The sequence below is a fragment of the Pseudomonas tensinigenes genome, from assembly GCF_014268445.2.
GTDB lineage: Bacteria > Pseudomonadota > Gammaproteobacteria > Pseudomonadales > Pseudomonadaceae > Aquipseudomonas > Aquipseudomonas tensinigenes.
Map to the genome: position 1 here is coordinate 1,312,836 of NZ_CP077089.1, position 22,835 is coordinate 1,335,670.

Annotated in this window: 18 protein-coding genes and 1 pseudogene; 9 read left to right on the top strand and 10 right to left on the bottom strand. The window is 57.9% G+C overall.

Going from position 1 to position 22,835, the window contains the following annotated elements; translation table 11 throughout:
* Positions 1-160: 160 nt before the first annotated feature.
* Complete coding sequence (locus HU718_RS05665) at positions 161-3,655, top strand: dermonecrotic toxin domain-containing protein (RefSeq protein ID WP_186616539.1); 3,495 nt, start codon at positions 161-163, stop codon at positions 3,653-3,655.
* A 29-nt stretch (positions 3,656-3,684) separates the two neighbouring features.
* Here HU718_RS05665 and HU718_RS05670 read toward each other — a convergent pair whose 3' ends face one another.
* Entirely contained in the window at positions 3,685-4,473 is a 789-nt protein-coding gene (locus HU718_RS05670; protein ID WP_150705972.1) for an IclR family transcriptional regulator, read from the bottom strand.
* 164 nt (positions 4,474-4,637) lie between these two features.
* Between HU718_RS05670 and hmgA the strand changes: the two genes are divergently transcribed.
* The 4 genes from hmgA (at position 4,638) to HU718_RS05690 (ending at position 9,396) form a co-directional block, all read left to right on the top strand.
* Positions 4,638-5,942 carry a homogentisate 1,2-dioxygenase gene (gene hmgA, locus HU718_RS05675; protein WP_186616538.1) on the top strand — a complete coding sequence of 435 codons (1,305 nt, stop codon included), beginning with the start codon at positions 4,638-4,640 and terminating at the stop codon, positions 5,940-5,942.
* Positions 5,943-5,945: 3 nt separating this feature from the next.
* Complete coding sequence (gene fahA, locus HU718_RS05680) at positions 5,946-7,250, top strand: fumarylacetoacetase (protein WP_150705974.1); 1,305 nt, start codon at positions 5,946-5,948, stop codon at positions 7,248-7,250.
* A 12-nt stretch (positions 7,251-7,262) separates the two neighbouring features.
* A complete protein-coding gene (gene maiA, locus HU718_RS05685) occupies positions 7,263-7,898 on the top strand; it encodes a maleylacetoacetate isomerase (protein ID WP_150705975.1) in 636 nt (211 codons plus the stop codon).
* 142 nt (positions 7,899-8,040) lie between these two features.
* Positions 8,041-9,396 carry an MFS transporter gene (locus HU718_RS05690; protein ID WP_186616537.1) on the top strand — a complete coding sequence of 452 codons (1,356 nt, stop codon included), beginning with the start codon at positions 8,041-8,043 and terminating at the stop codon, positions 9,394-9,396.
* 87 nt (positions 9,397-9,483) lie between these two features.
* Here the strand turns inward: HU718_RS05690 and HU718_RS05695 are convergent, their stop codons facing one another.
* Positions 9,484-10,287, bottom strand: a complete 804-nt coding sequence (locus tag HU718_RS05695; RefSeq protein WP_095119424.1) for a SirB1 family protein — start codon at positions 10,285-10,287, stop codon at positions 9,484-9,486.
* Positions 10,288-10,472: 185 nt separating this feature from the next.
* Between HU718_RS05695 and HU718_RS05700 the strand changes: the two genes are divergently transcribed.
* Entirely contained in the window at positions 10,473-11,492 is a 1,020-nt protein-coding gene (locus HU718_RS05700) for a Leu/Phe/Val dehydrogenase (protein WP_102900652.1), read from the top strand.
* 144 nt (positions 11,493-11,636) lie between these two features.
* Here HU718_RS05700 and HU718_RS05705 read toward each other — a convergent pair.
* Positions 11,637-11,891, bottom strand: a pseudogene (locus HU718_RS05705) (YebG family protein); the annotation flags it as partial.
* A gap of 327 nt (positions 11,892-12,218) precedes the next feature.
* Between HU718_RS05705 and HU718_RS05710 the strand changes: the two are divergent.
* Positions 12,219-12,719 (top strand): phosphate-starvation-inducible protein PsiE, encoded by a 501-nt coding sequence (locus tag HU718_RS05710; protein ID WP_053117232.1) that lies wholly within the window; start codon positions 12,219-12,221, stop codon positions 12,717-12,719.
* Here HU718_RS05710 and HU718_RS05715 read toward each other — a convergent pair.
* From HU718_RS05715 to HU718_RS05725, 3 genes are all read right to left on the bottom strand, one after another.
* Complete coding sequence (locus HU718_RS05715; protein ID WP_186616536.1) at positions 12,716-13,033, bottom strand: DUF3509 domain-containing protein; 318 nt, start codon at positions 13,031-13,033, stop codon at positions 12,716-12,718. The two genes, HU718_RS05710 and HU718_RS05715, sit on opposite strands and share 4 nt — an antisense overlap.
* Before the next feature lie 296 nt (positions 13,034-13,329).
* On the bottom strand, positions 13,330-14,631 hold the full coding sequence (locus HU718_RS05720) for an HAAAP family serine/threonine permease (protein ID WP_186616535.1): 1,302 nt from the start codon (positions 14,629-14,631) through the stop codon (positions 13,330-13,332).
* A gap of 86 nt (positions 14,632-14,717) precedes the next feature.
* On the bottom strand, positions 14,718-16,094 hold the full coding sequence (locus tag HU718_RS05725; RefSeq protein WP_186616534.1) for an L-serine ammonia-lyase: 1,377 nt from the start codon (positions 16,092-16,094) through the stop codon (positions 14,718-14,720).
* Positions 16,095-16,229: 135 nt separating this feature from the next.
* Between HU718_RS05725 and HU718_RS05730 the strand changes: the two genes are divergently transcribed.
* Together HU718_RS05730 and HU718_RS05735 are read left to right on the top strand one after the other, a co-directional pair.
* Positions 16,230-17,177, top strand: a complete 948-nt coding sequence (locus HU718_RS05730) for a LysR substrate-binding domain-containing protein (protein WP_095119418.1) — start codon at positions 16,230-16,232, stop codon at positions 17,175-17,177.
* A 200-nt stretch (positions 17,178-17,377) separates the two neighbouring features.
* Positions 17,378-17,782 carry an HPF/RaiA family ribosome-associated protein gene (locus HU718_RS05735; RefSeq protein ID WP_016986992.1) on the top strand — a complete coding sequence of 135 codons (405 nt, stop codon included), beginning with the start codon at positions 17,378-17,380 and terminating at the stop codon, positions 17,780-17,782.
* A 376-nt stretch (positions 17,783-18,158) separates the two neighbouring features.
* Here HU718_RS05735 and HU718_RS05740 read toward each other — a convergent pair whose 3' ends face one another.
* The 4 genes from HU718_RS05740 to HU718_RS05755 all read right to left on the bottom strand — a co-directional run bounded on the left by HU718_RS05740 (position 18,159) and on the right by HU718_RS05755 (position 22,787).
* Positions 18,159-18,527: an endonuclease domain-containing protein gene (locus HU718_RS05740; protein WP_186616533.1), complete on the bottom strand. Its 369-nt coding sequence runs from the start codon at positions 18,525-18,527 to the stop codon at positions 18,159-18,161.
* 317 nt (positions 18,528-18,844) lie between these two features.
* On the bottom strand, positions 18,845-21,175 hold the full coding sequence (gene fecA, locus HU718_RS05745; RefSeq protein WP_186616532.1) for a TonB-dependent Fe(3+) dicitrate receptor FecA: 2,331 nt from the start codon (positions 21,173-21,175) through the stop codon (positions 18,845-18,847).
* 194 nt (positions 21,176-21,369) lie between these two features.
* Entirely contained in the window at positions 21,370-22,302 is a 933-nt protein-coding gene (locus tag HU718_RS05750; RefSeq protein WP_186616531.1) for a DUF4880 domain-containing protein, read from the bottom strand.
* Positions 22,299-22,787, bottom strand: coding sequence for a sigma-70 family RNA polymerase sigma factor (locus tag HU718_RS05755; RefSeq protein WP_150792387.1), 489 nt, complete (start codon positions 22,785-22,787; stop codon positions 22,299-22,301). The genes HU718_RS05750 and HU718_RS05755 overlap by 4 nt, the downstream gene beginning before the upstream one ends.
* Positions 22,788-22,835 lie beyond the last annotated feature (48 nt).

A 22,835-nucleotide genomic window follows, 5' to 3' on the forward strand; every position in this document is an offset into this window, starting at 1 on the left:
AAGTAATTCGTATTGTTTGTGCGGAATGTTAAATTTTACTCGAGTACAAGATTGGAAAAGTATTCCGAGTGTCTTTTCGAGAACTTCCTGGTTTAGTTTGAATTGGCGAAGCAAATGTCATTTGGATATTTGTAAGTTCAGACTGAAAAGGTTTTTTGCAATGGAAGTTCGTAGTCTTGAGGATACCGGGTTCACGGGATTGGGTGAGGCACTGGCCGCACTGTCGGATCACTTGAAGGGCATGCCTGTATTTGATTTTATCTTGCGTGCTTGTCTAAAGCGTGCACTTGACGAATTCGCGCCAGGCGTTGATGACCGTCTTGTCAATATTAATGTTCGTAGCAATGTCAAACTGAAGCAAATGGAGCCGGTAGGCGGCTTGTTTCAAGTTTTGAATGACTGCCTTCACCGCGGCAGGGCGCCAACATACGATGCACAGTATTACGCGATTTATGATCGCCCGCTTTCTACCGATTATCGAGATATCTATTCTGCGGTCTCTCTGGCGGCTGTGGAGAAGTTGCTGCTGCATCTGTTTCGAAAATTGCCGGACTACTATGTTGCGGCGCTGCAAGAGTACTGGGCGGGAAAAGACGAAAGTTATGGACGGTTTTCCCTTTCGCGAAAAATGACCCTGAGCGAGCTTCAAGCCAGTCTCTTTCTGCATGAGCTTGAGGTGCTTTCTAATGAGGGCGGTATTAGCCGGGCCGAACTTCAGCGTATCCGTTTTATGATTCAGCCGGGTTCGCGTGGGGAGTGGTATGGCGTATTTATCGGCAGTCGAGGAGACGCTTATAGCGAGCAACGTTCAATGTTCGCCATCCCACTCGAAGCGCCAGTCATGAATGAACTCGTTCCGCGGGCCGATACAGCGATAGTGCTCTATTCCCCGACCCATGGAGTCGAAAAGTTCTCCTCCTCTGCTGAGTTGCATCAGACGCTGGAGCAACGCTTGATGTCAGGTGACAGTCGTGAGGTTTTCTTGCAGTCACTTGCGATCAATGAGCGAGAAAATTTCCCGACGCTACCTGAGTTCCGTTACTTGAAAGTTGAGGCCGATCTGTTTGCACGCGTCAGCGATAACGGGATTGAGAAGTCCTGTGGTGATGTTGTGAAACAGCTGGCCCGGTTCGCTGATCCGGATTCGGATTCGGATTCGGATTTTGCTTCGGTAGTCGCGTCGGTGACCTCTGCTCAGGCTCTACCGGATATTCCTGGCCAGGCGAAGGCTCGCCAGGTAGCACTTCTGCGAAGAGCGCAAAAAAACAGGTGGCCGGCCTGGTTGAAAAATGCCGGTTCGACGAATCAGGAGATTTATGAGGCATTGCAACAGCGCCTGCTGGAAAGTGAGGTTCAATACCATGAAGTGACCAAGGGGTTTGCATCGCTCAAGGACTTTGCAAAAAATGAAGTGGAAGAATTCATTTCGCCGGGTAAGGACGTTCGGATTGACCCCGATAGCGTCTTCGTCAATGTTCGACATTTATTGAAAGTAACAAACGGCCAACAGATTGAGACACGGGAGCGCAAAACGCTCACCCAGGCGTTCATGTACGGCGTACATGATCAAGAAGGTCAGTATGAGATTGCTGTGGAAAATCAGCCTTACAATCCCAAACTAACGCCTTCGAATCTGATCAATTCGATCATTTCGCTGAATGTACGGAACCGTTATAACGACGTGCGGCAAGCGGTCTATTCCAGCCGTGAAGTTTTAGAAGCGCTTCGAGATCTGGAAGGCAAGAGGACGGCGCTGTCGATATTTAGCGCGGTGCTGCAGAAACATCTGACTTCGCCTGCCAATGACATGGTCAATCGCTATAATCTTGGTGATTTGTCTTTTATGTCCGGAGAGATCAAACTCGGTCAGCAGTATCAAGCATTCAAGGATTTAAGGTATTTTACAAGAAAGCTTGATCGAGAAGGTTTCATCGTGTTGTATGCGCCGGGTTTTCCATCCGGACAAGAGTGGTTTGAGTTTCTCACTCCCAAACAGTTAAGGAATAAGTTATTAGAATGGGTTCAGGATGATGAAAGTTGGGAGTATTTGAAGTCTCAGGCCGTTCTGTCTGATGTAACCAGAATGGTGGCTGAAGTCACAGGAGATAGTTGGGCTCCACGGTGGATTGGCCAGTTGAGCTTTGAGTTTCCGTTTGCTACTGAAGACTATCCGCTGGAAAATGCGGTAAAAAATATCCTCAGTTGGGAAACCAAGCAGATAGAAGCCTACACACCTCAATGGTTCAGAAAAGCCTCGCTGGAGGAACAAGGGTTATCTGTTCGATTGCATACAGAGTTCAAAGCTATTCAGAACGTTGCAAAAGACGATCTGAAAATCGTGCCTTTCAAGGAGTTTTCTCGTGATCTGGTGATGAAGACATTCACCCGATATTGGGAGCTTAAGGGACTTAAAGTTCCTGTCTTCGATCCGAATGATGTAATGGTCAAAATTCATAATGTTCCAGAAATGACGCTCACTAATCTGTTCATTCAGTGGCAGATTTGGCGTAGTGATGTCACGATTTTTGAAAAAATCGTGAGTGCCGTCGTTCCAGGCGTTTCCATAGCAATAAATGAGTTGAGAGATTATCTTCGAACTGCCAGATTCAGCGGTACCGGTGTAGTACGGGCATTAAATGTACAGGCCATCAATGATCTTATCGATTTGAAACCCGGTGAACATTACGAGGTGTATCTTGAAAAACAATTCATCTCGAACCCACGTCGGGTTCTGAAGGAAGTTTTTTACCGAGAGTTGAAGCAGAACGAAATGCTCACCGCAGCCCTGGCCCAGAAAATCCGGCGCACGATATCCAGTGAGGATTTCAATTGGCTGAAAACGCTTATTGAAGGTCTTGATAGCAACATCCGCTGGGGCGGGTATACAAGCGTACCAAACGTGGGCGTTTATCATTTCACCTTGGAAGGCAGAAGAATTCACGGTGCTTATGTTCTTAGTCGCCAATTTAACGGGCGTCTGCAGTCTGTTGTCTATGTACCGGGGACCCATGACGGGAATGATTTCTTCCCGGTCGAACAATTGTCGGCGCGGCTTAAAAGTTCCGCCTTTAAAAGCCATGTTTTACGAATGGTCAGTCTTGAGGATCAAAAGGCGGTCAACAAACTCACATCCAAGTACGATTTCGGGGGGGCGCCCGAAGCACTACCCAGGCTGTACAACGCCTACAAGGTGGGCAACGAGTTCAAAGACGAATACGAGGCCATGATCAAGCGTTTCAGGGCTGACGTGGATTATCAAACCACCAGCACTTGGGAGGCGGTCTGGGTCGATGCCAAGATTCTGATCGGTATCGCTTTGGATGTTGTCTCGTTGTTTGTGCCTCCGGTAGGGGCGGTAGTGAGTGTGCTGCGAATCGCCTACACGATCGTTGAGGGCATTTCTGCCTCGCTGGACGGCGATAAGGCAGTAGCCAATGCTTACTTTGCCAGTGCCTGGAGGGCGGCCATCATGTTTTATATCGGCAATATCGCCGGCGTCGGCAGCTCTGTCAGCGCGATCGGACTGTTGTCTCGGGTCAATGATTACGCAGGCCTGCTCTCGGCGGTAACCGGTGTCCCCGTTGGCATCAGTTATGTCAGTGCAGTTGCCGTCCCGCCTCACAGGGTGGAAAGCACCACGCGACTGATCGGTTGATCCATTAATCGAGGCGCCGGCCTACCCGTTCAGGACGCAGGCATTTCGAACCCCATCCGCCAACTCACGGCCCGCGTCGCCGCCAGCAACCGCTGCGCCGCCGGGCCGTTTTCGTCGGCGTGGAACAGTGAGGTCGGGCCAACGATGGTCAACACGGCGGCGACCTGGCCAACGGCGTTGAATACCGGTGCGGACAACGCATCGACACCCGGCATCAGCAAACCATGCACATGATGCAGACCGCGTTCGCGGATCTGTTCGCACAGCGTTGCATACGTCTTCTCGTCCTTCAGCGGATGATCGGCAGCGGCGATCTCCTGCTCGCGCAACTCACCGGTTTCCCGATGCGGCAGATAGGCACTGAACACCAGACCCGTCGATGAACTGAGCAGCGGCAACACTGAACCCAATTGCGTCACCACCGTCACCGCACGCACCGCCGGTTCAATGTGCACCACAGTCGCGCCCTGATTGCCCCACACCGCCAGAAAGCAGGTTTCGTTGAGTTCGTCGCGCAGTTCGGCCAGCGGCAGGGCGGCGACTTTCAACACGTCCATACTGTTGAGGGCGGCCAGGCCCACGCGCAACGCTTCACGGCCGAGACCGTAATGGTTGGTGGCGGCGTTCTGCTCGGCAAAACCCGAGGCAATCAACGCCTGTAGATAGCGATGCACTTTGCTCGCCGGCATCTGCACATGTTCGGCCAGCCGCGACAACGAAGTCGACGGCGACAACTCGGCCAGGGCCTTGAGGATGTCGGTGCCGACTTCGGCGGAGCGGACTTTCTGTTTGCCGTTGCTGTCGCTGGTTTTTTCCATGGTGCGGCCGGGTTCCGAAACGAATGGGCGTCTTTATAGCTTGACGCTGGATAGCGAGCAAATTACGTTATGCGTAATCGAATTACGATAATAACAACCCCGGCGTGCCGAAACCTCTGAGCCAGAGCGATGGGCCACTGCCGACTCCCTGTTCAGGAGGCTCCATGAACCTCGATTCAACCGCGCAGGCCTTGGCTTATCAGTCCGGTTTCGGCAACGAATTCAGCACTGAAGCGTTGCCCGGCGCGCTGCCCGTCGGCCAGAACTCCCCGCAAAAAGCCCCGTACGGCCTCTACACCGAATTGTTTTCCGGCACCGCGTTCACCATGACCCGCAGTGAAGCGCGGCGCACCTGGATGTACCGGATTCAGCCGTCGGCCAACCACCCGGCCTTCGTCAAACTGGAGCGGCAACTGGCCGGTGGGCCGTTGGGTGATGTGACCCCCAATCGCCTGCGCTGGAACCCGCTGGAGATCCCGGCCGAACCGACCGATTTCATCGATGGTCTGGTGAGCATGGTGGCCAACTCCGCCGCCGAAAAACCGTCCGGTATTAGCGTTTACAACTATGCCGCCAACCGTTCGATGGAGCGGGTGTTTTTCAACGCCGACGGTGAACTGCTGCTGGTGCCGCAACTTGGGCGTCTGCGCATTGTTACCGAATTGGGTGTGCTGGAAGTGGCGCCGCTGGAAATCGTCGTGCTGCCACGTGGCCTGAAATTCCGTGTTGAATTGCTCGACCCGCAAGCCCGTGGTTACGTCGCCGAGAACCACGGCGCACCGCTGCGCCTGCCGGATCTGGGGCCGATCGGCAGCAACGGTCTGGCCAATCCGCGCGACTTCCTGACCCCGGTTGCCGCTTACGAAAACCTCCAGCAACCAACTACGCTGGTGCAGAAATTCCTCGGCCAGTTGTGGGCCACCGAACTCAATCACTCGCCCCTGAACGTGGTCGCCTGGCACGGTAACAACGTGCCTTACAAATACGATCTGCGCCGTTTCAATACCATCGGCACGGTCAGCTTCGATCACCCGGACCCGTCGATTTTCACCGTATTGACCTCGCCGACCAGCGTCCACGGTCTGGCCAACCTCGATTTCGTGATCTTCCCGCCGCGCTGGATGGTCGCCGAAAACACCTTCAGGCCACCATGGTTCCACCGCAACCTGATGAACGAATTCATGGGCCTGATCCAGGGCGAATACGACGCCAAGGCTGAAGGTTTTGTGCCCGGCGGTGCCTCGCTGCACAGCTGCATGAGCGCCCACGGCCCGGATGGCGAGACCTGCACCAAAGCGATCAACGCCGAACTCAAACCGGCGAAAATCGATAACACCATGGCCTTCATGTTCGAGACCAGTCAGGTGCTGCGTCCAAGCCGTTTCGCCCTCGACTGCCCGCAACTGCAATCCACTTACGACGCTTGCTGGGCCACTCTGCCCGCGACGTTCGACCCGACCCGGAGATAACCCATGACGCAGAATTCCATCACCCGCAGCTGGGTTGTATCGGCCAATGGCCACGCTGATTTCCCGCTGCAGAACCTGCCGCTCGGTGTGTTCAGCAGCAACGATGCGGCGCCGCGCGCTGGCGTGGCGATTGGCGAACACATCTTCGATCTGCAAGTGGCGCTGGAAGCCGGGCTGTTCGACGGTGTCGCGCGCAGTGCGGTCGAAGCCATGCACGGCGGCCAGTTGAACGCGTTCTTCGAACTCGGTCGCGAAGCACGTGTGGCGCTGCGCACACGCCTGCTGGAACTGTTCAGCGAAGGCAGCACTCACCGTGGCAACATCGAAGCCCAAGGCGCGAAACTGCTGCCACTGGCCGCCGATTGCCAGTTGCATCTGCCGGCGCGCATCAGCGATTACACCGATTTCTATGTCGGCATTGAACACGCACAAAACGTCGGCAAACTGTTCCGTCCGGATAACCCGCTGCTGCCGAACTACAAGCACGTGCCGATCGGTTATCACGGTCGCGCTTCCACTGTGCGCGCCTCCGGCACCGACGTGCGTCGTCCGAAAGGCCAGACCTTGCCAGCCGGTCAGACCGAGCCGACGTTTGGTCCGTGCGCACGCCTGGACTATGAGCTGGAACTGGGCATCTGGATCGGCCAGGGCAACGAGATGGGCGATTCGATCGCCATCGGTGACGCCGCTGATCATATCGCCGGTTTCTGCCTGCTCAACGATTGGTCGGCACGCGATATCCAGGCTTGGGAATACCAGCCGCTGGGGCCGTTCCTGTCGAAAAGCTTTATCACCAGCGTCTCGCCATGGGTTGTAACTGCTGAAGCCTTGGAACCGTTCCGCACCGCGCAACCGAAGCGTCCTGAAGGTGATCCGCAGCCGCTACCGTACCTGTTCGACAAACGCGATCAGGACGGCGGTGCCTTCGACATCGAACTGGAAGTGTTGCTGCTGACCGAAGGCATGCGCGAGCAGAACCTGCCGGCCCATCGCCTGACCCTGAGCAACACGCGCTACATGTACTGGACCGTCGCGCAAATGGTCGCGCACCACAGCGTCAACGGTTGCCAGTTGCAGGCCGGTGACCTGTTCGGTTCGGGCACCTTGTCCGGCCCTGAAAACGGTCAGTTCGGCAGCCTGCTGGAAATCACCGAGGGCGGTAAAAAACCGATCGAACTGGCCACTGGCGAGGTGCGTAAATTCCTCGAGGACGGTGACGAAATCATTCTGCGCGCACGTTGTGCCCGTGATGGTTTTGCTTCGATCGGATTCGGCGAGTGCCGCGGCAAAGTGTTGCCGGCGCGCTGACAGGAGCGGCTTATGGATCTCTATACCTACTATCGTTCGACCTCGTCGTACCGGGTGCGGATCGCGCTGGCGCTCAAAGGTCTGGACTACCAGGCGCTGCCGGTCAACCTGATCGCACCGCCGGGTGGCGAGCATCGGCAAGCGGCGTATCTGGCGATCAATCCACAGGGGCGGGTGCCGGCGCTGCGCACTGACGAAGGCGGTTTGCTGATTCAGTCGCCGGCGATCATCGAGTATCTGGAGGAACGTTATCCACAGGTGCCGTTGCTGCCTGAAGATCTGCTCGCCCGCGCGCAGGTGCGCGGTGTGGCAGCGGTCATCGGTTGCGACGTGCATCCGCTGCACAACGTCAGCGTGCTTAATCGCCTGCGCCAATTGGGGCACGACGAGCCACAGGTGGTCGAGTGGATCAGTCACTGGATCAGCCAAGGGCTGGCGACAGTGGAGCAGTTGATTGGCGACGAGGGTTTCTGTTTTGGTGAGTGGCCGTGTGTGGCGGATGTGTACCTGATTCCGCAGTTGTATGCGGCTGAGCGGTTCAACGTCAGCCTTGAGGCGTATCCGAAAACTCGTCGGGTCGCCGCATTGGCGGCTGAACATCCAGCGTTCATCAAGGCTCATCCGGCCAATCAACCAGACACCCCATAACCCTGTAGGAGTGAGCCTGCTCGCGATGAGGGAGTGTCAGTCACTGATGTTCTGACTGACCCACCGCTATCGCGAGCAGGCTCACTCCTACAAGGGAATATCGCCATTCGCATAATCATAAAAACAAAACAGGTACCTTGCGATGCACAACCAGATTGCCAGCTTTCGCGCGGCACTCGACGCCCGTCCTGTGTCCCGCTATCAGTGGTTGCTCTTGATCCTGCTCGCCTTGCTGCTGGTCACCGACGGCTATGACGCCCAGGTGCTCGGTTATGTGGTGCCCGCGCTGGCGCAGGACTGGGGGCTGGAAAAGTCGGCGTTCGGGCCGGTTTTCAGTGCCAACTTGCTTGGCCTGACCATTGGTTCATTGGCGGTCACGCCGCTGGCTGACCGCTTTGGCGTGCGGCGGATTCTGCTCGCCTGCGTACTGATCTACGCCACGCTGACGGTGCTGATGGTCTTCGCCGATTCGCTGAACACACTGATGATCGCGCGCTTCATCTGCGGCATCGGCATGGGTGGAGCGATGCCCAGTGCCATGGCGTTGATGTCGGAATACTCGCCACCGCGTTTGCGCACCTTGATGGTGACGCTGGCGGCCTGTGGCTTCTCGTTCGGCGGGGCGGCGGGTGGTTTTGTCGCCGCCGGGTTCATCGACCAATTCGGCTGGCAAGCGGTATTCCTTGCCGGAGGCGTCACGCCGTTGCTGCTGTTTCCGTTTCTGTGGTGGATGCTGCCGGAGTCGCTGCCACGCCTGCTGCGTGATGCACCGCCGTATGTACGACTGCGCAAAGTTACCGCAAGGATGCTGCCGGATTGGCAACCGCCCGTTGCCAGTGTCGAGCAGAACGAGCGCGAGCAGGGCAGCAAACTGACCGTGGTCGAGTTGTTCCGCAACGGCTACGCACGGCCGACCTTGCTGATCTGGGCGACTTTTTTCGTCAGCCTGATTCTGCTGTATTTCATGATCAGTTGGCTGCCGACGCTGCTGCTGGAAAGTGGCCTGAAACTCAACGAGGCGAATCTGGTGACGTCGATGTTCCTGTTCGCCGGTACCCTGGGTGCGATCTGCATGGCGTGGTTCGCCGACCGCTTGAAGCGCAAGGTGCGGTTGTTGTCCGGCGTGTTGGCGGGCGCAGCGCTGTGCACGATTCTGCTGGGGCTCAATCACGACAATCCGCGTTATCTGGTGGCCTGCGTCTTCGCCGCCGGGTTCTGCATCATCGGCGGGCAACTGACGCTGAATGCGTTTGCCAGTAACTTCTACCCGGCGCATGTGCGCGCGACCGGCACCGGTTGGGCATTGGGCGTGGGGCGCTTCGGTTCGATTCTCGGGCCGCTGTTTGGCAGCCTGTTGTTGGCGATGCACATTCCGGTGGCGCAGATTTTCTTCTTCTGTGCGATCCCGGCGGTGATTGCCGCGCTGCTGATCATCCAGGTGCGCTCACCCTCCGAAGGCAGTTCGGCAGTTGGAGTGGGGATGTCTGTCAAATCCTGAAGAGTAAAAGATCGCAGCCTTCGGCAGCTCCTACAGGGAAATACATAATTCAATGTAGGAGCTGCCGAAGGCTGCGATCTTTTGCTTTTAATGGACGACTGAGTTGGGCGGGAGATGGCCGAGGCGCTCGGTCAGGCGCAGTCGCTGGATCGGATCGTCGCTGAGCAGCAAGGCGTGCTCCAGATCGAAGCGCTCGGCATTCGGGCAGTCGAGCCGCTGATACAGACTGGCCCGGGCCAGATAATCGGCGGCGCCAGCGTCGCCCAGTTCAAGCACGCGTTCGGCGTCGATCAGCGCGGCAATGAAGTCGTCGTGGGTCAGATGCAGTTGCCGCAGATTGCGCGACAGCCGCTGCAGCATCTGCACGGGCGTCGCCGTAGCCAAGTGCTCGGCGTTGAGCTTCATGTTCGGCCCATATTGGCGCTGCAACAGCTCACGACAATCGTTGGGGTACAAGCGTCGCCCGCCGCACGGATCAAGGAGATGATCGGCACCGGGCACCTTCAACAGGAAGTGCCCGGGGAAATTGACGCCTACCAGCGGAATCTCCAGGCCGCGCGCCAGCTCAAGCGCAATCAACGCCAGCGCCAAAGGCTGGCCGCGATGGGTTTGCAAGACTTTATGCAACAACGCCGCCTGCGGACGCAGCGGCAGAAAATCGTCCTGGGCAAAGCCCAATTCAATCATGCGCCGTAACAGCGGCTGTGCCAGCTCGCTCACCGGCAGCATCGGCAAACCGTAACTGACCCGCTGTTGCAGCTCCTTGAAGTCTTGCAGGAGTGCCGCTGGATCCACGTCTTTTTCGTGTTCAGCCGCCATCCACAGCGCAGCTTCCAACAGCGCAGGCGGTGAACGGTGCAGGCATTCGAAAAAACGTTGGCGCGGACTCATTGAAATCTCCGGGGAATGCCTCGTTTTAGCCCCGTCCGCGAGATTCGTCCAGTGCCCTGCAGCGCAGGTTCGGGGTTATGCCGCAAAGCCGTTGTCCCAGCAGGTGCTTATTCCGGTGCGCTCCAGCAATTTTCAGGCGCAGGCCTATACTGGCGTTCTACAAGAAGTGATTCGGGAGCCCAACGATGTTTGCGCTCATGCAAAGCACTCGCCTGGAATCGCTGCACCTTAGCGTTGACCCGGTCACCGGGTTGAAGGCGGTCATTGCCATCCACAACAGTCGCCTCGGGCCAGCCTTGGGCGGATGTCGTTATCTTGCCTATCCCAATGACGAATCTGCCGTCGAGGACGCCATTCGCCTGGCCCAAGGCATGAGTTACAAGGCCGCTTTGGCGGGGCTGCCGCAGGGCGGTGGTGTGGCAGTGATCGTGCGTCCGGTGCACGTGGAAAACCGTGGCGCGCTGTTCGAAGCTTTTGGCCGCTGCATCGATCAGCTCGACGGTCGCTATATCACCGCGATCGACAGCGGCACCTCGGTCGCCGACATGGATTGCATCGCCCAGCAGACCCAACATGTCACCAGCACCACGTCTGCCGGCGATCCGGCACCGCACGCGGCGATGGGCGTGTTCACCGGCATTCGCGCGACGGCCATGGCACGGTTGGGCAGCGATAACCTCGAAGGCTTGCGCATCGCGATTCAGGGCTTGGGCAATGTCGGTTATGCATTGGCCGAGCAACTGCACGCCGCCGGGGCTGAACTGCTGGTCAGCGATATTGACCACGGCAAGGTGCAACTGGCGATGGAGCAACTCAACGCGCATCCAATCGCCAACGACGCGTTACTCAGCACCCCGTGCGACATTCTCGCACCGTGCGGTCTGGGCGGAGTTCTGAACAGCCACAGCGTCACGCAACTGCGGTGTTCGGCCGTGGCGGGTTCGGCGAACAATCAACTGACGCATCTGGATGTCGCCGATCAACTGGAGCGACGCGGAATTCTGTATGCGCCGGATTATGTGATCAACGCAGGTGGGCTGATTTACGTCTCGCTGAAACATCGTGGCGAGGAATTGCCGACGATTACCGCGCATCTGTCGAAGATCAGTTCGCGGTTGACCGAGGTGTTCGGCCATGCGCAGGCGGAAAAACGTTCGCCGGCGCGGGTGGCGGATGAGTTGGCGGAGAAAGTTTTGTATCGTTGAGTTTCACAGGCATGAAAAAGGCCCTGAGCCATTCGACTCAGGGCCTATTCAATTCGGGCTGGATTACTTCGCAGCCTTCGCCGCTTTTGCTGGCTTGGCCGGTGCTTCAGCAGGTTCCGCCGCCTCAGCTTGTTCAACTGGTTCTGCCGGTGCATTGAGCAGTTCGGACAGTGCATCCGGCTGGCTCTTGAACGCCCGGGCGAACACATCGCGATTCTTCGCCATGTAGATCCCGGCTTCTTCCACTTGCTGTTCAGTCAGGGACGGAACGGCTTTTTGCAGGACATCGGCCAGATATTCGGCCAGTTCGAGCATTTTGTCATGACGGTCAGCTTCGGCTTTATCCATGAACAAGCGCTCCAGATCTCGGCTGCTGCGGTATACCACTTCGACGGCCATTCACCACCTCACATGCCTTCACATTAAGTTGTCTTGACGACTACTGTATCCATATACAGCGAAAAGGATAAGCGAATCCCTGCGCCATGGGTAGTGGCTTTTCAATGTAGACCGGATTTCGGGTTTGTCAGGCCGACCGTGTCGCTGCATTCGCGAGCAGGCTCGCTCCCACAAAAGCACAGCGGTGCGACCAAACGCCACGGCGCGGGTTTGGCGGCGTCTCGCCATGATGGCGTGGCCTCTTTTCTGCATGAAAACCGTTACGTGCAGAAAACCGTCACGTCCAACACGCATCATCCGCTCGCATTCGAGCTAAGGAACATCATCGTGAAAATAAACTGGGCCGAGAAACTGCGGCAAAACGTGCATCAACTGGCCGAGTCCCTGGGCAACCTGTTTGTCGAGACCTTCCACTATCTGGCGTTGTTCGCCATCGGGGCGGTGACGGCATACGCGGCGGTGATGGAGTTTCTCGGGATGCTCGAGGAAGGCCACATCAAGATCGATGACATTCTGTTGCTGTTCATCTATCTCGAACTGGGGGCGATGGTCGGGATTTACTTCAAGACCAACCACATGCCGGTGCGCTTTCTGATCTATGTGGCGATCACCGCGCTGACCCGTCTGCTGATCTCCAATGTCTCGCACCACAACCCGCCGGACATGGGCATCATTTACCTGTGCGGCGGGATTCTGCTGCTGGCGCTGGCGATTCTGGTGGTGCGTTACGCTTCGTCGCAATTTCCGTCGGTGAAGATCGAAAAACCACAGCGCACGCTGGGCACGGGTTCCAGCGAACATCCTGAAGTCGAGAAGGGTGAGCTTTAAAGCCCGGCCGCAGGTTGGGGCTGGCTGCTGACGAGGGGCGGTGGCGGGGTCAGCCCGTTGCCGCTGGTCATGGCTTCGAGGATCGCCATGGCGCTGTGGCCCTGTTCGATGGCGATGCCGAACTGAATGCTTTGCACCAGGCGCTTGAGACGCGCGGGGTCGTTGCGCTGCTCGGCGCTGATCATGCGTTTGGCCACGATCCGGCCGCTATTGGACAGGGTCAGCATGATGCTGCCGTCCAGGCCCTGAATGCTCAGGTTGATCTGATAGTCCGGCGCGAAGGCATCGGTAATGATCTGAAAAGGATTGTCCATGATGCGTCACCGCCTGATTGAACGTGCAGTTGTTGACCGGCCGTGATCGGGTTGGTTCGCCAAACCGGATCATCGGCCATTCCGTGGCCTGTATTTGTTGCTTCATCTAGGAGCAGCTGCAGGCTGCGATCTTTTGCTCTTCAGTGTTTTGATTTCGGTCATCAAGAGCAAAAGATCGCAGCCTGCGGCCGCTCCCGTAGGGACGTAGCAAAGGCTGTGCCGGGAAAATTGTCGAACAATGAACACGGGCATAAAAAAGGCGAGCTACGCGGCTCGCCTTTTTTAATGGCCCGTTTTCAGGGCAGAACCAGGTAGATGATCGCTGACAGTGCAATCAGACCGATCAACACCACAAATACGTTGGACGCTTGCCCCGAATACTGGCGCAAGGCTGGCACGCGGCGGATGGCGTACATCGGCATCAAGAACAGCAGGCAGGCAATCACCGGCCCACCGAAAGCCTCGATCATCCCGAGGATACTCGGGTTGAAAGTCGCCACGGCCCAGCAACTGAGGATCATGAACACGGCGGTCGCGCGGTTCAGCCAGCTCGCTGACATGACCCGGCCACGGCTGCGCAGGCTTTTCACGATCATGCCTTGAAAGCCTTCGCTGGCGCCGATGTAGTGGCCGAGGAAGGATTTGGTGATCGCCACCAGCGCAATCAGCGGCGCGGCGTAAGCGATGACCGGGGTCTGGAAGTGGTTGGCCAGGTACGACAGGATCGAAATGTTCTGCGCCTTGGCCGCCGCCAGATCCGCCGGCGACAACGCCAGTACACAGCTGAAGCAGAAGAACATCACCGTCACCACCATCATGCCGTGGGCCATGGCGAGGATGCCGCTGCTCTTGCGTTCTGCCTGTTCGCCGTAGCGCTGTTTTTGATCAACGGCAAACGCGGAAATGATCGGAGAATGGTTGAACGAGAACACCATCACCGGGATTGCCAGCCACAGCGTCTTGAGAAATACGGACATTGGCATGGCTTCTTGAGCACTGGCGAAAAACGCGCCGTTCCAGTTCGGAATCAGGCTGACCGCGAGCAGCAGCAACGCGGCGACGAATGGATACACCAACACGCTCATGGCTTTGACGATCACGCTCTGACCGCAACGAACAATCGCCATCAATCCGAGGATCAGCACCAGCGAGAGAATCGCCCGTGGTGGCGGGGCGATGTGCAATTGGTGTTCGAGAAAGCTGCTCAGGGTGTTGGTCAGCGCCACGCTGTACACCAGCAGGATCGGGAAGATCGCAAAGAAATACAGCAGCGTGATCAGCTTGCCGGCACCGATGCCGAAGTGTTCTTCGACCACTTCGGTGATGTCCCCGGAACGCCCGGACAGCACGAATCGGGTCAGGCCACGGTGGGCAAAAAACGTCATCGGGAAGGCCAGCACGGCGAGAATCAGCAACGGCCAGAAACCACCGACACCGGCATTGATCGGCAGGAACAACGTACCGGCACCGATGGCGGTGCCGTACAGACCAAGCATCCAGGTGGTGTCGAATTTGTTCCAGCCCTTGTGGGCCGTTTCTGCATTGCGGGTGCGGTCTACAGCGGGATTTTCGGCAGCAGGTGTACGTACATCGGTCATCGGTATCGCCTCGTTATTATTTTTGCTCGGGCTCACGGTTGGCAGGCCGCACTGGGCGGCCTGCCGGGGCGGTCAGGGAATGCGCGTCAGCACTCCACCCAGTTCACAGCCAGGCCGCCCCGTGAAGTCTCTTTGTATTTGTCATGCATGTCGGCACCGGTATCGCGCATGGTGCGGATCACCCGGTCGAGGGAAATGAAATGGTTGCCGTCGCCGCGCAGGGCCATTTGTGTGGCGTTGATGGCTTTCACCGCAGCGATGGCGTTGCGCTCGATGCACGGCACTTGCACCAGACCGCCGACCGGGTCGCAGGTCAGGCCAAGGTTGTGTTCCAGGCCGATTTCGGCGGCGTTTTCCAATTGCTCCGGGGTGGCGCCGAGCACATCGGCCAGGCCGGCAGCCGCCATTGCGCAGGCCGAACCGACTTCACCCTGGCAGCCGACTTCGGCGCCGGAGATCGAGGCATTTTTCTTACAGAGAATGCCGACGGCGGCCGCGCCCAGGAAGAAAGCGACGACATCATCGTCAGGCGCGTCCGGATTGAATTTCATGTAGTAGTGCAGAACCGCCGGGATGATCCCGGCTGCGCCGTTGGTCGGCGCGGTGACCATGCGCCCGCCAGCAGCGTTTTCTTCGTTGACGGCGAGGGCGAACAGGTTGACCCATTCCATTGCCGACAGCGTTGAACTGATCACGTTGGGCTTGCCGATTTCCAACAGGCTGCGATGCAATTTCGCCGCGCGGCGTGGCACATTCAGACCGCCGGGCAGGATGCCTTCGTGGCGCAGGCCCTGCTCCACACATTCACGCATCACCGACCAGATGTGCAGCAGACCTTGGCGGATTTCCACGTCGCTACGCCAGGCGCGCTCGTTGGCCATCATCAGTTCGGAGACGCGCAGGTTGTGCTGTTTGCACAATGACAACAGTTCGGCGGCGCTGGAGAAATCGTACGGCAACACCACGTCACCGGCCGGCGCCACACCGGACTCGGCTTCCGCTGCTTCGATGATGAAACCGCCGCCAACCGAGTAGTACGTCTGCTCGAACAACTCGGCAGTTTCGCCAAAGGCTGTCAGCGACATGGCGTTGGGGTGGTAGGGCAGGCTCTCGTCGAGCAGCAGGAGATCACGCTGCCAGTCGAAGGCAATTTCTCTCTGGCCGGCGAGGGTCAGTTGGCCTGTCTCGCGCAGTTGCTGGATACGTGGATCGATGGTCGCCGGATCGATGCTGTCCGGCCATTCGCCCATCAGGCCCATGACCGTGGCACGGTCGGTGGCATGACCGACGCCGGTGGCTGACAGCGAGCCGTATAAACAGATTTCCACACGGCATATGTCGTTCAGCAAACACTGATCAATCAGCGCCTGAGCGAAGGTCGCCGCCGCGCGCATCGGACCGACGGTGTGGGAGCTGGACGGGCCGATACCGACTTTGAATAGATCGAAAACACTGATAGCCATGCTAAACCCTTACAAGCAATGGAGTACGAATCGCTGCCATTTTTTGTAGGACAAGCGCAATGTCGGCGATACTGCCTACCTCGGTCCGACGTGACTAACGAAACTTCCTAAGTAAGCCTTTAGCAGGACTAAACGATGAGTCGTCAATTGCATGCCCAGACCTACGTCTGGCTGCAGGTGTTTTCCTGTGCCGCGCGGCACCTGTCGTTCACCCGTTGTGCCGAAGAACTGCACATCACCCCGGGGGCGGTCAGTCAGCAGATTCGTCAGTTGGAAGAGCGCCTGGGTTTTCGCCTGTTTCACCGGCGCGCACGGGGCGTTGAGTTGAGCGCAGAAGGGCAGCGGTTGGCGATCACCGTCAACGAGGCCTACGGCAGCATCGATGCCGAATTGCGTCGACTGGATGCCGGAATGATCAGCGGGATTTTGCGCGTACGTTCGATTCCGTCGTTTCTCAGCAAGTGGCTGACGCCGCGCTTGCCGCGGCTGCAACAGCGCTATCCGGACATTCAGCTTCGCCTGGTCGCCGAGGACAGTAGCGTGCCGTTGCATGAAGGCGACTTTGATCTGGCGATCGACTTGAACGACGGCAGTTACCCGGGCCTGTTATCCACAGCCTTGCTCGATGAGCAGATTTTCCCGGTGTGTGCACCGAGCCTGCTACGCGGACGACCACCGCTACATGGGCCGGCGGATCTGGTGCATTTTCCGTTATTGCACGACATCACCGCCTGGCGTGGCAGTTATGAATACGCGGAGTGGGAGTTCTATTTAAACGCGATCGGTTTTGAAGGCGCCGACGTACGGCGTGGGCATACCTTCAATCGCAATCACCTGACCATCGAAGCGGCGATTGCCGGCATGGGCGTGGCGATTGCCCGTCGTACATTGCTCAACGATGAGCTGGAGCGGGGGACGTTGATTGTGCCGTTTGGTCTGGCGGTACCCAATCACAAACGCTACGTGTTGCTGTATGCGCCGGGGGCATTGAGCCATCCGGGCGTGCGTGCGGTGCATGACTGGCTGGTGGAGGAAGCGGGGATTTTTCGCAGCTTGCACCCGTTGAATGACGGGCAATTATGAACAAAAGTTGCTGGGTCGCGAGGCGACCCAACTCCCGACCTTATCAGTGCTTTGCTCGGTTGTCCGGCTTTTTTTGCGAATGAAAATTTATCTTTTTTCAGGGGTTGAAATGTTCGCCGGTCGGGCCGATTGTTGTAACCAAGGGGTCAGGAAATTCAATTCAAGGCCCCTCGCGAGCTAGCTGAAATAAGGGATGAACTATGCAAATCCAAGTCAACAGCGATAACCATATTCAAAGTAGTCAACGACTGGAGGAGTGGGTACGTACAACCATTGAGAGCACGCTCGAACGTTATGAAGAAGACCTGACCCGCGTCGAAGTCCATCTGGCCGACGAGAACGGTGACAAACCAGGTCCCCATGACTTGCGCTGCCAACTGGAAGCGCGGCCAAAAGGCCATCAACCGATTTCCGTGACCCACAAGGCCGATTCGCTGGAACAGGCGATCGACGGTGCAGCCGAAAAACTCGAGCATGCTCTGGAGCACCTTTTCGGCAAACTGCGAGGTAAGCCACGTGCCGCTGTGGTGCCATTTAGCAAGGCGAATGACGCACTGCTGGAGGAAGAATTCCTTGAGAACGAACAGGCAGCGATCAACAGTTGATGCGCTGATTTCATAAGCCACCCAATGAGAACGGGCCTGCGAATGCAGGCCCGTTTTTGTTTGTGGCGGTTTTTGCGCAGGGCACAAGATCGTGGCCCCTCACCCCAGCCCTCTCCCTCCGGGAGAGGGGGCCGACCGAGGGGTATCGCGGGGTACATCGACCTGGAAGACCGCGTTGATTATGGATTCGATTAAGCAGAATCAGGTCGGCGTACCTCGCAAGCGTCCCCCTCTTTCCGGGAGAAGGCCGGTCGAGGTGTTTGAAGAGGTACGTCGACCTGAACGACCGAGTCGATTATGGATTCGGCTCAGTTCTTTCACGTCGGCGTAGCTCGCAAGCATCCCACGGTCAGTCCCCTCTCCCTCTGGGAGAGGGTTAGGGTGAGGGCATTTTTCGATTCGCCGCAATTCTTATGATCTGCTCCAGTACGTCATCCATCTGCTGAGCTACCTCAAGATTACTGAAACGCACGACTTCAATGCCCTTTTGGTTCAGATAGCGTGTCCGGCGCTGGTCATGAATCAATCCCGCTGTTTCATAGTGCTGACCACCGTCCAGTTCAATCGCCAATTTCAGTTCGGCACAGTAAAAATCCAGCACGTAAGGCGGACACGGAAACTGCCGACGAAATTTCAGATTGGCGATTTGGCGGGAGCGGAGTTTTTGCCAGAGCAGCTGTTCGCAATCGGTTGGGTTGACGCGTAACTGGCGGGCGAATTGGGCGAGGGTGGGACGGGTTTGCATGCTTCACGATCCTTGTGAAGTTGGTTTGAAGTTTTACTGTAGACCATGACCTGTTGACCCTCACCCCAGCCCTCTCCCGGAGGGAGAGGGGGCCGACCGAGGTGTCTTGCGGGGTACATCGACCTGAAAGACCGAGTCGATTATAGATTCGGCAAAGCGGTTTCAGGTCGAGTCGATTATAGATTCGGCAAAGTGGTTTCAGGTCGAGTCGATTATGGATTCGGCAAAGCAGAATCAGGTCGGCGTACCTCGCAAGCATCCCACGATCAGTCCCCTCTCCCTTTGGGAGAGGGTTAGGGTGAGGGGCTTTTCAACCCTCAGAACGCCACAGAAGTCTGCACATAAACTGTCCGTGGCTCACCCACATACTTACCCTTGTTGTTGTCATCAAACGAACGTGTGAAGTACTGCGTGTTGAAGATGTTCTTCACGCCTACCGCCACATTCAAATCCGCCAACTGCGGCCCGAAGTCGTAACCCGCACGGCTGCTGAACAGCATGTACCCCGGGATCTTGCCGGTGCTGCCATCGGCACTTTCTTTCGAGGTGTTGGCGTTGTCGGCGAACTGATCGCTCTGGAAGCTGCTATCCAGATTCAACTTCCAAGGGCCTTCGGTGTAACCCACGCCAATCGTGCCTTTGTGTTTCGACGAGAACGGCACGCGATTGCCCTTGTTCGGCCCGTCTTCGCGGATAGTCGCGTCAACATAAGCGTAGCTGGCGTAGACATCGAAACCGGCGAGCGCAGGGCTCAAGTCATCCAGTGCGTAATTGACGCTGGTCTCGATACCCTGATGACGGGTTTCACCACGGGCGATCACCGAGTCGTTGGTCTGGTTGCTTTCGTACTGGTTGTCGAAGTTGATCAGGAACGCGCCGATCTCCGCGCGCAACGCGCCATTGTCATAACGCGTGCCGAGTTCCCAGGTGCGCGCCTTCTCCGGTTTCACTTCACCGCTGGTTACACGGTTGGGCATCTGACTGTACTGCACGCTGCCGAACGAGCCTTCGGTGTTGGCGTACAGGTTCCAGCTGTCGGTCAGGTGATAGAGCACGTTCAGCGCCGGCAACGCGGTGTTGTAATCGCCCTTGTATTTGACGTTGGTCAGGTTGTTGGTCTGCTGCGACTCGATCATCTCGTAGCGCACGCCCGGGGTGATTGTCCATTTGCCGATGTCGATGCGGTCGTCGACGAAGAACGCATTGGCTTCGGTGCCGCCACGGGTATCACGGTCATTGCGGCTGGCGGTGGTCGGGTATTCGTTGCTGATCGGCGTGCGATAGCGCAGTTCGTGGCCAGCCTCGTTGATGTAGCGATAGCCGACGCCGACTTCATGGCTGGTCGGGCCGAGGTCGAAGCCTTGGGCGAAACGGGTTTCCAGGCCGCGCACCCAGTACTCGCGCGGCGACAGCGAGAGGAACGTGCCCTGATCCAGATAACCGCTGCGCAGGGTTTTGGTGAAGAAGGTGTTGGCGGTGAATTCGCGGCGATCTTCCTGATAGCGATAGCCGAAATTGAACATCGTCCGACGGCCCCAGAACTGGTCTTTCGGTCGTGTCGACTGGTACGGATCGGCGTCGTAATCAGCGACGTTCAAACCGCCGGGCATGTCAGCCTTGCCTTCGTAATACTGGGCCATGGCGTTGAAGCTGTTGGCGTCGTCGAGTTGGTATTTGCCCTTGAGGATCAGGTCGTCGATCTCGGTGTCGCTGTGTTCACGCCAGTCGCCGCCGCGCGTCCCGGAGTAGAGCAACGCGCCGCCGAGACCATTGGCGTTGGTGCCGCCGGCCAGCAGGTTGGCGCTGGTCTTGAAGCCATCGTGGCTCGAAGAAGGGCTGGTTTCCGTCTGGAAGCCACCCTTGACCGTTGGCTCGTCAGGAATCGCCCGGGTCACGAAGTTGACCACGCCGCCGACGTTCTGCGGGCCGTAACGCACCGCGCCACCGCCGCGTACCACGTCCACGGCATCCATGTTGCCCATGCTGATCGGCGCGAACGACAACTGTGGTTGACCGTAAGGTGCGAATGGCACCGGGATGCCGTCCATCAACACCGTCGAGCGCGCGGCCAGGCGCGGATTCAAACCACGAATGCCGAAGTTCAGCGCCATGTCGTGGCTGCCGGTGCCGTTGTTTTCCGGGGCATTGACGCCGGGGATACGGTTGAGCACATCACGGGCCTGCGTTGCGCCCTGACGTTCGAACTCTTCGCGACGGATCACATCACGGGCACCGGGATGTTCGAAGACGTTGATTTGCGCAGCATCGCCGAGCCAGTCGCCGACGACTTTCGAGGTGTCCAGCTCAAGCGCGGCATCCGCCACCGGTTGCAGGCTGAACGCATTGTTGCCTTCGGCGCGCGCTTGCAGACCGGTGCCTTCAAGCAATGCATTCAAACCCTGCTCAGGTGTGTAACTGCCTTCCAGGCCACGGCTTTGCACACCGCTGGTGACTTGCGAACCAAACGAAATCAGCACGCCCGCTTCACGACCAAACTGGTTCAGGGCATTTTCCAGCGACGACGGCGCGATGTGATAAGCCTTGGCATCAGCGGCCAGCGCGGCGGGCAGGGCACTGAAACTCAGGCTGGCGCCGAGGACAAGATTGCGCAGGCTGCGAGCCAGTGGCGTGAGGCGGGTGGGGTGCATGTGGATGATCCTGAGAAGGTTGAATCAAGGGGGCTTTCCTTCTCTGTCACGCCAGATCTGAAAAACGGCTCATTTATTTTTCAAGATCAAAAGATCGTCCGATCGCGGCCCGAGCCTTCGGCAGCTCCTACAGGAAGTCGAACTCCATCCAATGTAGGAGCTGCCGAAGGCTGCGATCTTTTGATTCTGCTGCTTTAAACCCGCGCTTCGACGCTCACCCAGTAACGGGTAAAGCGCCTCACCTTCACCGGCAAACTGATTTCCAGCAGGTCGAGAATCCGCTCGCTGTCGTCCAGTGGATACGTCCCGGAGATCAGCAGGTCGGCGACGTTCCTGTCGCAATTGAGCTGGCCGCGACGGTAGCGAGCCAGTTCATCGAGGAAGTCGCCCAGACGCATATGTGCCGCCACTAGCATGCCGTCGGCCCAGGCGCCGCTGTTGGCGTCCAAAGGCTTGGCTTCGGCGACTGAAGCAGAGGTAAAACTCAACTGACGCGCGAGCGGCAGCAGCATCGGCGCGCGTCCATTGCTGCCCAGCTCGACCCGGCCTTCAAACAGCGCAACCTGTGTGCGATCGGCAAATTGCCGCACATTGAGGCGTGCGCCGTGAGTTTTCAGAGTGCCTTGGGCCGTGCGCACTTCGAACGGTTGCGCGGCAGTCAGGAGGATTTCGCCTTCGAGCAAGCGGATCAGTCGCGCCGAGGTGTCGACATCCGCAGCACTGGCGGTGTTGAGTTGCAACTGATCGCCGGCACCGAGTGCCACCTTGCGCCGTTGCCCGATCGGGCTGCGGTAATCGGCGAACAGCGACGGCAGCGGGGTGTGTTCGCGCATGCCCCAGGTGACAGCCGAACCGGCACCGAGAATCAGCAGCAGTTTCAGCGCCTGACGACGGCTGCCGGACTTTGGTCCGTTCAACGCCGCGTGTGCCAGCGGCGAAGACACACCGCGCAAGCGCTGATTGACCCGTTGAATATGTTCCCACGCCCGCCGATGTTCGCTGTGCGCGTCCAGCCATTGTTGCCAGGCGTGTTGCTGGCGCGGGGAGAGCGTGCCTTGCTGCATTTCCATCAACCAATACACGGCCTGTTCAGCCACTTGGGAGGAGAAATCCGGCGCGCGGTTCATAGGGCGAAGTAGCAGCGCATCGCCGCTTTGTTCAAATGACGTTTGACCGTGGCCACAGAGATGTCGAGTTCAGCGGCGATCTGTGGATACGTCAGGCCATCGACCTGCGCCAGCAAAAAGGCGCGTTTGACTTGGCGCGGCAAACCATCGAGCAACTCATCCAGTTCCATCAGGGTTTGCAGGATGATCGCTTTGTCTTCTTCCGACGGCGCGACCATGTCCGGCATCTGCGCCAAGGTGTCGAGGTAAGCGCGTTCGACATCCTGACGGCGGTAATGATTGAACAGAACGCGCTTGGCCAACGTCGTCAGAAAGGCGCGCGGCTCGATGATCACCGGCGGTTCGCGGGCGGTCAGCACCTTGATAAACGTGTCCTGGGCCAGATCCGCCGCGCTGTCCGGGCAGCCGAGTTTGCGCCGCAGCCAGCCAGTCAGCCAACTGTGATGAGCCTGATAGAGCGATTCGACGGGATGGGCGGACGACAACGGTATTACTCCGGGCGCTTGATGGCGCGGTAGAGAGTATGCGTTAGA